Here is a 13,030-nt window from a genome sequence, read left to right as displayed (position 1 = left end):
CCCCTCACCGCCATGATGTCGGCCGCCCCCACCCTGAGCGCCCGCGTCGACGCCGCCCTCTACGCCCTGGAACGCACGACCACCACCGACCACCACACCCAGGCCGTCAACTGGCTGAAGAAACTCGCCTCCCAGGCCGCCGCGTCCGCCGACTACGCGTCCGCCCTCCACACGGCCACCCCCGACGCACCTCTCGCCACCACCCCCGAAACCAACTTCAAACGCGCCCTGGAAACCTGGTTCTACCTGGGCCAACTGGCCGCCATGCCCCGCCTGCTCGCCGACCGCCCCTGGACCCCCACCCCACCCACCCCAGACACCTCGATCACCGGCGCCCTGCGAACCGCAACCACCATGATCGAATCAGCCACCAAATTCGGCGCCGACCCCACCATGGACATCTCCATCAAAACCGACAAGGAAAGCATCGAACTCCACATCCACAGCTACAAAGTCCCCGCCCCTCACCGCCGCACCCTCCTCGCCATCTACGCCCGCATCCTCAACACCCACCCCACCGAATCCCCCTTCGACCGAGGCCGCACCCAACTAGAAGCCACCAGCACCTACGGCCCCTACAAGGTCAAAATCTGGACCCTCCTAGAGGGCAAAGACCGCACCAAATAGCCAAACCCCACCGCCAACTGACAGTGACGATGTAGCTGAGCGCCTCCCACCGGCGCCTGACTATCCACGCCCAACCCGGCCATGACGCACACGCCACAATTCACCTGATGGGAACGCAGGGTGTGTGGCGTGTCAGGAGTAGATGACGGAGAGGAAGCGGATCAGGATGGCTTCTCGGGTGGGGGCGGGTAAGGCGTTGAGGACGGCGTTGACGGACGACATTTCGGGTTGGTCGGTGCTGCGGAGGTTGATGCCCACGGAGGCGGCCAGGTCGACGAAGGTGGCGTCGTCGAGGGCGTCCAGGTCGAGGGAGGCAATGAGTTCGGGGAGGCCGTCGGGGACCTGGGCGGGGCCTCGGGATCGGGCGGATTCGGCGGATTGGGCGATTACTTGAAGCATGGCGTCTACGCCGGAGAGGGTGACGCCGGTGACGGTGATGTGGATGTTGGCGGGGATGCCGGCGTAGGAGAGCTGGGGCTGGAGGAACCAGCCGAGTTTGCGGGCTTCGTCGGCGAGGACGAAGACGTCCACGTCGGGGGAGCCGGCGATGGCGATCAGGGAGGCCTCGGGGGTGCCGAGGACGCGCAGGCCGGGGACCTTCGCGATGCCGTCGATCAGACGGCGGGTGGCCTCAAGGGTGGCGCGGCCCAGGTCCAGGTAGCCGTCGCGGCCGAGGGACTGCATCGTTCCCCAGGCACCGGCGAGCGGACCGGCCGATCGTGAGCTCTGCACAGTGGAGTTGATGATCGTGTAGCCGGGCCACGCGGCTGACGCGAAATACGCCTTGCGCCGGAGCGCGGCGTCTTTGAACAGCACCACCGACGCGCCCTTCGGGGCGTATCCGAATTTGTGCAGGTCGCAGGAGATCGAGGTCACTCCGGGCACGCCCAGGTCGAACGGCGGCACGCTCGCTCCGGCTTCGCGCAGCCACGGCAACAGCCAGCCGCCCACGCAGGCGTCCACGTGACAGAACACCCCACGGGCCGCCGCCCGCGCGGCGATCTCCTCGATCGGGTCGATCACCCCTTGCGGGTAGGACGGCGAGGACGCCACCACCAGCACGGTCCGCTCACTGATCGCCGCCTCGACCGCTTCCGCCGACACCTTGAACGTCTCCAGATCCACCGGCACCGGAAGCACTTCGACACCCAGGTAGTGCGCCGCCTTGTGGAACGCCGGATGCGCGGTCACCGGCACCACGATCTGCGGACGCTCCACCGCCCGCGAATCCCTGGCCGCCTTCACCGCCAGCATGATCGACTCGGTCCCGCCACTCGTGAAGATCCCCGGCGCCGCCGGATCGCCCAGCAACTCCGCCACCGCCCCCACGACCTGCTTCTCCAACGCCACCATGCTGGGAAAAGCCGTCGGGTCGAGCATGTTCACTTCCAGCATCTCCGCGTACGCCGCGTGCGCCGCGTCATGCACCTCCGCCCTGCCGGTGTCGTACACATAGGCAGTCACCCGCCCGCCACGCACCGGCAGATCGGCAGCCTTGAGCCGGGCCAGTTCCGCGAGCAGATCAGAGACCGGACGACCGAATTCGGGAAACAAGGGCGTTCTCCTACCGGGGGACAGCGGTGCTTCGCCCACCCTAAACTCCTCGCGCCGCCCCCCGGAAAGGCCTGTGGATAACTCGGCGATCTTGCCGCTAGCCATGCACGAAGCAGGGCAGTGCGCTCGACGGCACCCGAATAGCCCAGCCGACGCGCACGACCAAGTCGTGCACTGAACTCCAGGACCAGCACCATCAAGCTCGGCCCATTCGCTTCAGCATCCCGGCCGGCGCGTCGCCCGGGTTGATCACCGTTATCCGGCACCGTCAACGGCGTTACTCACCGGACCGGCGCCAAAGAGGGACGGGGGACGAACCCTTCAGGTCAGGGGGAGGTGGATGACGGCGGTGAGGCCGGGGGAGGCGTCGGTGAGGTGGATGGTGCCGCCGTGGGCGTGCAGGGTGGTGCGGACGATGGCCAGGCCCAGGCCGGCGCCGCCGTCGTCGCGGCTGCGGGCGGTGTCCAGGCGGGTGAAGCGGTCGAAGACGCGTTCCCGGTCGGCTGCGGGGATGCCGGGGCCGTCGTCGGTGACGGTGATCTCGGCGGTGCGGGGGCCGGGCTGGGTGAGGGTCACGGCGACTTCGGCGGTGCGGTGCCGTACCGCGTTGTCGATCAGGTTGGTGAGGACGCGGCCCAGGTCCATGGCGTCGCCGGTGGTGGTGAGGGTGCGGGCGGGGAGGTCGGCGGCGATGCCGTAGCGGTCGGCGGTGCGGGAGAGGAGTTCGTTGAGGTCGACCGGTTCGCGGCGCGAGGGGCGGCCTTCGTCGAGGCGGGCCAGGGCGAGCAGGTCCTCGGCCAGCCGGGCGAGGCGGAGGGTGTCTTCGAGCACGCCTTCGGCGGTTTCGCGCCAGTCCTGGCCTTCGGGGTGGTTGAGGGCGACTTCCAGTTGGAGCCGGATGCTGGCCAGGGGGCTGCGGAGTTCGTGGGCGGCGTCCGAGACCAGGGCGCGCTGCCGGGCTCCGGCGTGTTCCAGCCTGGCCAGCATGTCGTTCAGGGTCATCGCGAGCGAGTGGACCTCGTCGTGCGCCTCCGGCATCGGCAGCCGCCGTGACCGCGCGGTTCCGGTGATCTCGGCGGCGCCGCGCCTGAGGGCGTCGATCGGCCGCAGGGTCCGGCCGATGACCAGCCAGGACGCGCCCGCCAGCAGCACCAGGAGCAAGGGGGTGCCCATCAGGAGGACATGGCCGGCGGCCCGGATGCTGCCCTGGACCTCGGCGAACGAGCGGGCCGCGATCACCGTGATGCCGTTGTCCGCGCTCAGCACGATCACCCGCAGCGTGGACGGGATCCCGTACGGACGACCGTCCAAGAACTGGGCGTCCCCTTCGGCCAGCGCGGCGGCGCGGGATTTCGAGGAGAGCAGCGGCACCAGCCGGTCGGTGTTTCCGGTGGCTCCGACGATGCGGCCGTCCCGCGAGATCACCTGCACGATTGTGTTGTCCGTGGTCACGATCGGCCCGTCCAGCCGATGCGCGTCCGACAGCGCGACCACCTCCCGGGCCCGCTGGTGTATCCCCTCATCGATGGTCGTCACCAGCGCCCGCCCCAGCACGTCCACGAACACATAAGCCGACAACGCCAGCCCAAGCGCCAGCACGGCCGCCGCCACCACGGTCAGCCGGACCCGCAGACTCCGCCGCCGCCACCACCCAACCGGCCCGCCCCGCCCCGAACCCTCGCCAGAAGAAGGCCGAAGATCGGATGGGGAGACGGAGCCCGAGCCCGAGCCCGAGCCCGAGCCGGAGCCGGAGCGGGAACCGGAGCCGGCGCTCGGGCCCAAGTCGGAGCGGGAGCCGGAGCCCAAGCCGGAGCCGAGACCGACGGGTGCCGGGCGAAGGTCGCTGTCGGAGCCGGGTTCCGGTGCGGGGCTAACCGCCATCGCTCACCAGCCGGTAGCCGGCGCCCCGGACCGTCTGGACGGCGGTGCGGCCGAACGGGGTGTCGATCTTGCGGCGGAGGTAGCCGACGTAGACCTCGACCACATTGGGGTCGGTGTCGTAGGTGTCCCAGACGTGTTCCAGGATCTCGGCCTTGGAGACCACCTCGTCGTGGTGGCGCATCAGATATTCGAGCAAAGCGAACTCGCGTGGCGTTAGGTCGATCGAGGCCGAGCCCCGGGAGACCAGGCGGCGGGCCGGGTCCAGAGTGAGGTCTCCGGAACGCAGGACCGCCGGTCGACGGCCGCCGCCGCGGCGGAGCAGGGCGCGGAGGCGGGCGACCAGCACGACATAGGAGAACGGCTTGGTGAGGTAGTCGTCGGCACCGAGGTCGAGGCCGTCGGCCAGGTCGTACTCGCCGTCTTTGGCGGAGAGCATCAGGATCGGCACCCAGTTCTCCTCCGCCCGCAGCCGTTTGCACACGTTATATCCGGACAATCGCGGCAGCATGATGTCCAGCACGACCACGTCGTAGTCGCCGACCTGGGCCAGGTGCAGCCCCTCCTCGCCGTCGTGCGCCAGATCCACGGCGAACCCCTCGGCCCGCAGGCCGCGCTGAAGCGCCGCCGCCATCCGCCGCTCATCTTCCACCACCAGTACCCGCATGCCCCCATTTTGGTCCTAACCTGCTGAGACCCGGCTGAGAGGCGCCGTACCAGAGGGCTCGGCTGAGAGAGATCTCAGCGGCTCTCAGCGTCGGCACAGGCGGCGGCGCGCATGGTGGGGCCGTATCCATCAGATTGGAGAAGTGAAATGCCCAAGAGAGCACGCGCCGTGAGGTGGGGGGTCCCGATCGCCGCCATCGCCGTGGTGGCCGGCGCCGTCGGGGCGGGCCCAGTGATCGCCGCGGTCCAGGGGGACCCGGTGCTGCCGGAGCGCACCGCGCAGCAACTCCTGGCCGACGTGGGAACCCGCTGGAAGTCGGGCGAACTGCCGCCGATGTCCGGGACGATCATCGAAACCGCGTCCCTGGGCGTCCCCGGCCTGTCCGCCCTGACGGGCGAGGCGACCGGGCCGGTGGCCCTGCTGGCCGGCTCCCACCAGGTCAAGATCTGGTACGGCTCCGACTCGCAGATCAGGCTCGCCCTGCCCAGCCACATGAGCGAGCACGACCTGATCGTCAACGGGGACCAGACCTGGTGGTGGGACAGCGCCGCCAACACCGCGACCCGGATCAAGACGCCGCCCATGCCGTCGGAACCGGCCCTGCCGCCCGCGGTGATCACACCGCAGGAGGCCGCGGAACGGGCGCTGGCGGCGGCCGACCATGACACCGCGGTCAGCGTGGGCAACGACGCGACCGTGGCCGGCCGGGCCGCGTACGAGCTGGTGCTCGCGCCCCGCGCCGCCACCTCCCTGGTCAAGGACATCCGGGTGGCCATCGACGGCGAGACCCTGATCCCGCTCCGGGTCCAGGTGTACGCGAAGGGCGCCGCGGAGCCCGCCTTCGAGGTGGGCTTCGACTCGGTGACCTTCTCCCGCCCGGCCCCGGAGAACTTCGAGTTCACGCCGCCCGCCGGCGCGAAGGTTCAGGATGGGGAGATGCCCGCGCTCGACCAGGACCGGGCCGCGCTGCGCGAGCACGCCGAGGACGGGGAGCTGAAGACGGTCGGATCGGGCTGGACCTCGGTGGTGGTCCTGCCGTTCGCCACGGCCGACCTGGCCGAAGGAGAGAAGCAGGGGCACGGCCCCGGGCTGGCGGTCGGCGCCATGGCCGACGGTGTGCTCAAGGCGGCCGAGCCGGTCAGCGGCGCCTGGGGGAACGGCCGGCTGATCAGGACCAAGCTGGTCTCCGCGCTGCTCACCGACGACGGGCGCCTCATCGCCGGGGCGGTCACCCCCGAAGTCCTGTACGAGGCGGCGGGCCGGAAGTGACCACGACGATCGACGCGGCGGGGGATGCCATGACGGCGTCCCCCGCCGGGGGGCCCGCGATCGTCACCCGCGGCCTGACCAAACGTTTCCGCGGCGGCCAGATCGCCGTGGACCACCTGGATCTGACCGTCCCGCGCGGCGCCGTGTTCGGCTTCCTCGGCCCCAACGGCTCCGGCAAGACCACCACCATCCGGATGCTGCTCGGCCTGGTCACCCCGACGTCCGGTTCGAGTTCGATCCTCGGGGCCGCGTCGCCGGTCCAGGCGCTGACGAGGGTGGGCGCGCTGGTGGAGGGCCCGGCGTTCTACCCGTACCTGTCGGGGGCCGCCAACCTGCGCCGCTTCGACGCCGCCGACCCGAGCGCCGACCCGCGCACGGTGGGACGGCGGGTCGCGGAGGCGCTCGACCGGGTCGGCCTCGCGGCGGCGGCCAAGAAGCGCTACCGGGCGTATTCGCTGGGCATGCGCCAGCGCCTCGCCATCGCCGCGACCCTGCTCGGCCCCCGCGAACTCCTAGTCCTGGACGAGCCCACCAACGGCCTCGACCCCCAGGGCACCCGCGAGGTCCGCAACCTCATCAAAGACGTCGCCGCCGGCGGCACGACCGTCTTCGTCTCCTCCCATCTCCTCGCCGAAGTCGAGCAGATGTGCACCCATATCGGAGTGATGAGCACCGGCCGCCTGGTCGCCGAGGGCACCCTCACCGAACTCCGCTCCGCCAGCGTCCCCCGCATCCGGGTCGAAACCCCCGACAGCTCCCTCGCGGCGGCCGCCCTGACCGCGTTCGGCCTGACCAACATCATCCCCGCCCCCGGCGAGGTCTCCGCCGAACTCGGCGACGCCCTCCCCGAACGCGTCACCGCCGCCCTCGTCCGCGAGGGCATCGCCGTCCGCGGCCTCCAGGTAGTGCACCCCACCCTGGAAGACGTCTTCGTCCATCTCACCGGGGAGGGCTTCGATGTCGAAGCATGACCAACTCATCCCTGCCGACCGCGCACATCCAGACAGTCGCGGGTACGGATCGGCATCCGCTCCACCCGCGGACCCTGCCGGGCAGGCATCGACGCCGCATTCGCCTCCGGCGAGCACGTCTCTCGAGAAGAGCCCGAGTGCGGGGGCGACGGATTCGTCCGCTGGGAGCGCAGCTGAACCTCTCGGGAAGGGCCTGAGCGTTTCCGCAGGGGTGCAGGTGGATTCGTCCGCTATGAGCAAAGTTGGACCTCTCGGGGAGGGCCTGAGCGTTTCCGCGGGAGTGCAGGCGGATTCGTCCGCAGTGAGCGCCGGACCTCGCGCGAGGAGCCTGAGTGGCGATGGCCCGGAGTCGCCTCGGGGGGCCCTGGCGGGGGTGCGGGCGGGGGTTCGGTTGCTGAGGTCGGAGATCGGGCTGACCTTTAGGCGGCCCAGGAATCTGGCGCTGCTGGGGGTTCTCGCCGTGGTGCCGTTGGTGATCGGTGTGGCGATTCGGGCGGCCGGGGATGGGGCCGATTCCTTTGTCGGGCAAGTCGCCGGGAATGGGCTGGTGCTCACGTTCGCGGCGTTCTTCGTGATGCTTCCGCTGGTTCTGCCGCTGGCGGTCGGAGTGGTCGCGGGGGATTCGATCGCGGGTGAGGCGGGCCTGGGGACGCTGCGGTATCTGCTGACGGCGCCGGCGGGCCGTACCCGGCTACTGGCGTTGAAGTACGCGAACGTGGTCGTGTTCGCGGTGGCGGCGTGCGCGCTGGTCGCGGTCTCCGCGCTGGTCACGGGGCTGGTGCTGTTCCCGGTCGGGCCGGTGACGTTGCTGTCGGGGAGTACGATTCCGCTCGCCGAGGGGCTGCTGCGCATCGGGCTGGTGGCGCTTTACGCCGCCGCGGGGATGGCGGCGCTGGGGGCGCTCGCGCTCGCGATCTCCACGCTGACCGAGACATCCATCGGGGCGATCGCGACCACACTCGTGCTGGTCGTCGTCGCGCAGGTGCTCCAGGCGATCCCGCAGCTGGCGGTGATCGAGCCCTATCTGCTCACGTCCTGGTGGGCCGGGTTCGACGGCGCTCTCCGCGACCCCGTCGCCACCGACCAGATGGGGCAGGGGCTACTGGTCTTCGCGGCTTACATCGTGGTTTGCGGGTCAATCGCCTGGGCCCGCTTCACCAGTCGCGACATCACCGCCTAAATAGCCACATCGGCCATCCATCACGCTGGCCAGGCCAGCATGAGATCAGGTCGGCTCACCTCGTCAGGCCGGTAGGTGAGCTGGGCCGGTCAGGGGGCCAGGTCGGCTAAATCAGCCGCATGAACTTCAGCCGAGGCAAGCCCTCCGGCGTGGTCGTGATGAACGGCGACGGCCGGAGGGCGGAGATCCGGCGTGGTCGTGGTGGACGGCCACGCCGGAGGCGGGATTCGAGGGTCAGGCGGTGGGGCGGCGGCGCAGGGCGACGATGGCGACGCCGACGCCGATGACGCCGACCGCGACGCCGACGCCGCCGATCAGGCGGGCCGTGCTGTCAGAGCTGGTGGTGGACGAGTCGGCCCCGGTCTGGGCGATCGGGACGACGGAGGGGGCGGCGGCGGTGGGGGTGGCCGCGGCGGCGGCGCCGTGGGAGTCGTCGCCGGTCGGGGCGACCAGCTTCAGGGTGGGGGCCGGGTGCTCGGCTTCGGTGCCGTCGGTCTTGGGCTCGTCGGCCCACTTGACGACCTCGCCGCTGGAGTACGTCTGGGTGGTCGGGAAGATCAGCTGGTCGACGTTGTCGGGCATGATGCCCATCGACACCTCGAACTCCTGGAACTGCCCGGCCTCGACCTTCCCGCCGGACCAGGTGATCTTCGTGACAGCCTCGGTGATCTCGCCGTACTTGGACTGCACGGGCGCGGGCAGCTTGCTCTCGGTGACCTTGACATCCCACCCCGGTACGGGCCGTACCGACACGAACGGGAGCGGGTGGTCGAGCGGCAGCGAGACCTCGATCTTGGTGGTCGAGGCGTCGTCACGCTCGTTGGGCACCCGGAAGGCGACCTTGGTGAAGCCGCCCTTCTCGGCGCTGCCGGGGTTGATGGTGACGTGCGCGAGCGCGGGCAGGGCGAGGCCGAAGGTCAGTGCGGTGGCACCGGCGGTGACGGCGATGGCGCGACGGAGGATGGACATGAGTTCTCCACTGGGAACGTCGAAAGTATGAGATGCCGGGCTTGCGTCGGAGCACGCGCGGAACAACCGCGCTCGCCGGAGGCCGGAGACGGCCTCATCAGGTGATACGCAGCCCACAGGGGAAACGCCGGAAATAGGGGAACGTCAGACGAGGAGTGGAGGACCCCGTCTGACCACCGTGTGACGAAGCGGCTCATTGCGCCTGGGCAGCCCCAGATGCCGCCACCCGTGCGCCACCGGGCTCAGCGCCACCCGCCCGGCCTCGGCGACCGGCGCGAACAGCCTCAGCAGCCCGCGGACCGCGGCCACCCCGACCCGCCGCAGCACCGACCACAGGACGGCCTCACCCCGGGCCACCCACCACGCGGTCACCAGCGACGCGGTGACGTGCGCGACCAGCATCCCGAGCGAGATCCCCAGCCCATGCGCCTGATGACCGCCGGCGGCCTCGGCCGGAACGCTCGCCCGCAACCGCGACGCCAGGATCACCTTGACCATCGCCCCATGGTTGAACAACTCGTGCAGCCCACCCTGCGCCACCAGCAGCAAGCCACTGATCAGCAACGGCGACCGCTCCCGCCCGGCCAGCACGACCGACCCCGCGAAAACACCCCCGGCCGCGACGGCCAGCGCCCACGCCGTCGGCCCATCCCCACCGGCCAGCCGGTGCGCCAGCGCCGCGAGCAGCACACAAACCGCCGCGAACGCCGCAGACCTCACCAGCCGAAACGACAGATCAGCCACCCCGAAACCAGCTCCGCGGCGCAGAACGGCCGAACTGGAGCTCAACTTGCGGTGGAGTACCGGCACCCCGAAATCAGCTTGGTGGCGTGGATCGGCCGAACCGGAGCTCAGGTTGCGGTGGAGTACCGGCATCCGGAAACCAGCTTGGTGGCGCGGATCGGCCGAACCGGAGAGCAGTACCGGCACCCCGGAATCAGCTCGCGGGAGGTCGCGCGGCATGATCCCGACGCGCGGCGGCGGGGCCGGGCGGTTGAGTCGGGGGAGGCGGGGGACCACGGTTCGAAATCTTCTCATGCTTGTGGGGTGGTCTTGAAGGGTGTTGCGCCGAAGAAGATCTATCCCGTGAAGGCGCGTGCCTTTTTTGAGGGTTTGTCGCTAATGTGGCCGCGAACCGCACGAACGCCTCCTACCTCTGGGCGTTCTCACACGAGGTGGTGATCATGCGGCACATATTCGGGCTGCTCGTCGGCGTCGTCGTCGCCGCTGCCCTGCTGTTCGGGGGAGGCTGGGCCTCCCGGGAGTCACTCCGGGGCATGGTGCAGAACATCGATCCGCTGCGGGACACCCGGATGTTGATCGCCCTGGGCATCATGCTCGTGATCGGCCTGCTGCTGGGCCTGCTGCTGGCCGGGCGGATCTCGCCGGTGGCCACCTTCATCCCGTCGATGGTCCTGCTGGCCTGGACGGTCGTCTACGTCATCGACGTCAGCCGGGCCGCCGCGCTGGCCCCGATCGGCGCCTCCATGCAGAAGGAGATCTCCGAAGCCGGCGAGGGAATGCTCACCCTGCTCGGCAACGGCGTGTACGGCATGCTGGGCATCGCCCTCTTCGTCCCCGTGCTCATGCCGTCCCGCTGGGCCGGTCGTCAGCGGGAGGAAGAGGACGAATACGAGGAGACCCAGCCGGAGTACTACTGAGGTAGAGCCGCGTCACCACCTCCTCGATGGAGGTCTCGCCGGGGACCAGCGCCCGCAGCCCGGCCACGCTCCCGTCGAAGGCCAGCCGCCCGTGGTCGATCAGCAGCACCCGGCGGCAGAGCTTCTCGATGTCGCCCAGGTCGTGCGTGGTCAGCAGCACGGTGGTGCCGCGTTCTGCGTTCATCCGCAGCAGGAACTCCCGCACCCCGGCCTTGCTGACCACGTCCAGCCCGATCGTCGGCTCGTCCAGCACCAGCAGGTCCGGATCGTGCAGCAGCGCGGCGGCCAGGTCGCCGCGCATCCGCTGCCCGAGGCTGAGCTGCCGCACCGGTGTCCTCAGGAAGCCGCCCAGGTCGAGGATGGCGCACATTTCCGCCAGCCGCTCCGCGAACCGAACCCGATCTACTTTGTAAAGGAGCCGGATCAGTTCGAAGCTGTCCCGCAGCGGCAGGTCCCACCAGAGCGTGGTCCGCTGCCCGAACACGACGCCGATCCGCCGCGCCAGCGCCTTCCGCCGCCGGGCCGGATCCAGCCCGGCGACCTGGATCCGCCCGGCGGTCGGCGCCAGGATCCCGGTCAGCATCTTGATCGTCGTGGATTTGCCCGCGCCGTTCGGCCCCAGGCACCCCACGAACTCCCCGGCCTCCACCGAGAACGACAGATCCTTTACGGCGTGCACGACGGTACGGCGGACCTTGAACGTCCGGCCCAAACCTTCGGCTTCGATCATTCAGTGTCCCGTCGATTGATAGCGGCGCAGCCCGGCCCGCCAGGCCAGCGCGGCGACCCCGCCCAGGACGACGGCCGCGACCGGCGAGGCGAAGCGTACCCAGCCGGGCAGGCCGAGCGGATCGTCCCGGTCCAGCACGTAGAGCGCGGGCTGCCAGTTGACGAAGGCCAGCGGCAGTATGAAGGTGACCCCGCGGACGAGCTGCTCGCCGTACACGCTGAGGGGGTACTGGGTGAGTTGCGAGCCGCCGTAGGTGAACGCGTTGGCCACCTCGGGGGCGTCGGTGAGCAGGAACTGCAGCGCGCCGCCGAGCGCGAAGACAGCGGTGAAGATGGCCGTGCCGCAGAGGATCATGACGGGGATCATCCAGGCCCGGGAGGCGGGCGGGGTCAGCTGGGTGAGGGCGATCACGAGTACGGCGGCGGCCTGGGTGATCCGGCCCAGCCGGTGCACGCCGAACCGGTCGGCGGCCATCTGCACGAACGGGCTGACCGGGCGGATCAGCATGACGTCGAAGGTGCCGGCCCGGATGTGCTGGCTGAGCCGGTCGACGTTGCCGAACAGCAGGTCGGCGAGGGCGAAGGAGAGGCCGGCGGTGCCGTACAGGAACATGACCTCGGGGAGGGTGAAACCGGCCAGGGCGGTGGTGTGGGCGAAGATCACCCAGATGGCGGCGATGTCCAGGCCGTTGATGGCGAAGGAGCCGAGTGTCAGCAGGGTCAGCGAGAGCGGGTACTGGGCGGAGGCGCGCAGCCAGGTCCAGGCCAGCAGCAGGTAGGCCCTAACCACCCTGGATCACCACTTTGCGGCGGGCCTGCCGGGTGAGCAGGGCGCCGGCGGCGAGTAGGACGGCTGCCCAGAACACTTGGAACGCCAGGCCGGAGAGGGGGTTTCGGGTGCCGAGGTAGATGTCGGCCGGGACTTGGACCATCGCGGCGAAGGGTGAGGCGTTGGCCGCCGTGCCTAGCCAGCCCGGGAACAGAGTGAGCGGCAGGATCATGCCGCTGAAGAACATGGTCAGCACGGACGATATGGTCTGGACGCCTTTGTCGTCGATGATCCAGCAGGCCGAGAGGGCGATGAGATACCGCCAGGCGTAGCTGACGGTTACGGCGAGCACGAAGGACAGCACAAAGAAGCTCGGCTGAGCCGGGGCGACCAGGCCGAACAGGATGGCGCCGATGATCGTCGGCGGCAGGCTGCGGAGAATCGTCAGGTAGGCGGCCCGGCCGAGGTCGTCCGCCATGTTCCAGACCAGCATGGACGCCGGTCTGACCAGATCGAACGCGATATCCCCGGTCCTGATCCGATCACTGATCCCGAGCCCGCCTCCGAACATCTGCATCGGCCCGATGAACGCCTGACTGAGGAAGCAGAAAGTGATCGCGTCAGCGACCGTGTATCCACCCAGTCCCGGCCTGACATCCCACAGCGCAATCAGGACATAGGCCCGCAAAATGCCGAATACTGTGTTGGTGAAGGCTCCGGCGATGGCGGCGGCCCGGTAGGCGCTGTGCCGGCGGA

13 protein-coding genes are annotated in these 13,030 nt (G+C 69.8%); 5 read left to right on the top strand and 8 right to left on the bottom strand.

Features of this window, described 5'->3' with window-relative positions; genetic code table 11:
* On the top strand, positions 1-627 hold a 627-nt coding region (locus Acor_RS30570; protein WP_170317142.1), incomplete at its 5' end, for a hypothetical protein.
* Between the two features lie 132 nt (positions 628-759).
* On the opposite strand, the gene Acor_RS30565 is transcribed toward Acor_RS30570, so the two are convergent.
* The 3 genes from Acor_RS30565 to Acor_RS30555 form a co-directional block, all read right to left on the bottom strand.
* Positions 760-2,181 carry a pyridoxal phosphate-dependent decarboxylase family protein gene (locus Acor_RS30565; RefSeq protein ID WP_246239349.1) on the bottom strand — a complete coding sequence of 474 codons (1,422 nt, stop codon included), beginning with the start codon at positions 2,179-2,181 and terminating at the stop codon, positions 760-762.
* A 321-nt stretch (positions 2,182-2,502) separates the two neighbouring features.
* On the bottom strand, positions 2,503-4,062 hold the full coding sequence (locus Acor_RS30560; RefSeq protein WP_155340234.1) for a sensor histidine kinase: 1,560 nt from the start codon (positions 4,060-4,062) through the stop codon (positions 2,503-2,505).
* Positions 4,052-4,726, bottom strand: a complete 675-nt coding sequence (locus Acor_RS30555; RefSeq protein WP_155340233.1) for a response regulator transcription factor — start codon at positions 4,724-4,726, stop codon at positions 4,052-4,054. Before Acor_RS30555 ends, Acor_RS30560 begins: the two co-directional genes overlap by 11 nt.
* Before the next feature lie 168 nt (positions 4,727-4,894).
* On the opposite strand from Acor_RS30555, the gene Acor_RS30550 reads away from it, so the two are divergent.
* From Acor_RS30550 to Acor_RS30540, 3 genes are all read left to right on the top strand, one after another.
* Positions 4,895-5,995 carry a LolA family protein gene (locus Acor_RS30550; protein ID WP_155340232.1) on the top strand — a complete coding sequence of 367 codons (1,101 nt, stop codon included), beginning with the start codon at positions 4,895-4,897 and terminating at the stop codon, positions 5,993-5,995.
* The gene (locus Acor_RS30545) at positions 5,992-6,966 is read left to right on the top strand and encodes an ABC transporter ATP-binding protein (protein WP_246239348.1); all 975 of its coding nucleotides are present in this window, start codon (positions 5,992-5,994) and stop codon (positions 6,964-6,966) included. The genes Acor_RS30550 and Acor_RS30545 overlap by 4 nt, the downstream gene beginning before the upstream one ends.
* Before the next feature lie 391 nt (positions 6,967-7,357).
* Entirely contained in the window at positions 7,358-8,146 is a 789-nt protein-coding gene (locus Acor_RS30540) for an ABC transporter permease (protein WP_246239347.1), read from the top strand.
* A 234-nt stretch (positions 8,147-8,380) separates the two neighbouring features.
* Here Acor_RS30540 and Acor_RS30535 read toward each other — a convergent pair whose 3' ends face one another.
* On the bottom strand, positions 8,381-9,115 hold the full coding sequence (locus Acor_RS30535) for a YcnI family copper-binding membrane protein (protein WP_155340230.1): 735 nt from the start codon (positions 9,113-9,115) through the stop codon (positions 8,381-8,383).
* Between the two features lie 144 nt (positions 9,116-9,259).
* Positions 9,260-10,153 (bottom strand): hypothetical protein, encoded by an 894-nt coding sequence (locus Acor_RS30530; protein ID WP_155340229.1) that lies wholly within the window; start codon positions 10,151-10,153, stop codon positions 9,260-9,262.
* Between the two features lie 86 nt (positions 10,154-10,239).
* Between Acor_RS30530 and Acor_RS30525 the strand changes: the two genes are divergently transcribed.
* The gene (locus Acor_RS30525) at positions 10,240-10,776 is read left to right on the top strand and encodes a hypothetical protein (RefSeq protein ID WP_246239346.1); all 537 of its coding nucleotides are present in this window, start codon (positions 10,240-10,242) and stop codon (positions 10,774-10,776) included.
* On the opposite strand, the gene Acor_RS30520 is transcribed toward Acor_RS30525, so the two are convergent.
* Genes Acor_RS30520 through Acor_RS30510 form a run of 3 tightly spaced genes read right to left on the bottom strand, consistent with a single transcriptional unit; the run spans position 10,700 to position 12,962 of the window.
* Complete coding sequence (locus Acor_RS30520; RefSeq protein ID WP_155340228.1) at positions 10,700-11,506, bottom strand: ABC transporter ATP-binding protein; 807 nt, start codon at positions 11,504-11,506, stop codon at positions 10,700-10,702. The genes Acor_RS30525 and Acor_RS30520 overlap by 77 nt on opposite strands.
* Positions 11,507-12,295: an ABC transporter permease gene (locus tag Acor_RS30515; protein WP_155340227.1), complete on the bottom strand. Its 789-nt coding sequence runs from the start codon at positions 12,293-12,295 to the stop codon at positions 11,507-11,509.
* On the bottom strand, positions 12,288-12,962 hold the full coding sequence (locus tag Acor_RS30510) for an ABC transporter permease (protein ID WP_246239344.1): 675 nt from the start codon (positions 12,960-12,962) through the stop codon (positions 12,288-12,290). The genes Acor_RS30515 and Acor_RS30510 overlap by 8 nt, the downstream gene beginning before the upstream one ends.
* Positions 12,963-13,030 lie beyond the last annotated feature (68 nt).

The organism is Acrocarpospora corrugata, from assembly GCF_009687845.1.
Lineage (GTDB): Bacteria > Actinomycetota > Actinomycetes > Streptosporangiales > Streptosporangiaceae > Acrocarpospora > Acrocarpospora corrugata.
This window is presented reverse-complemented; position numbering and strand designations above follow the sequence as displayed.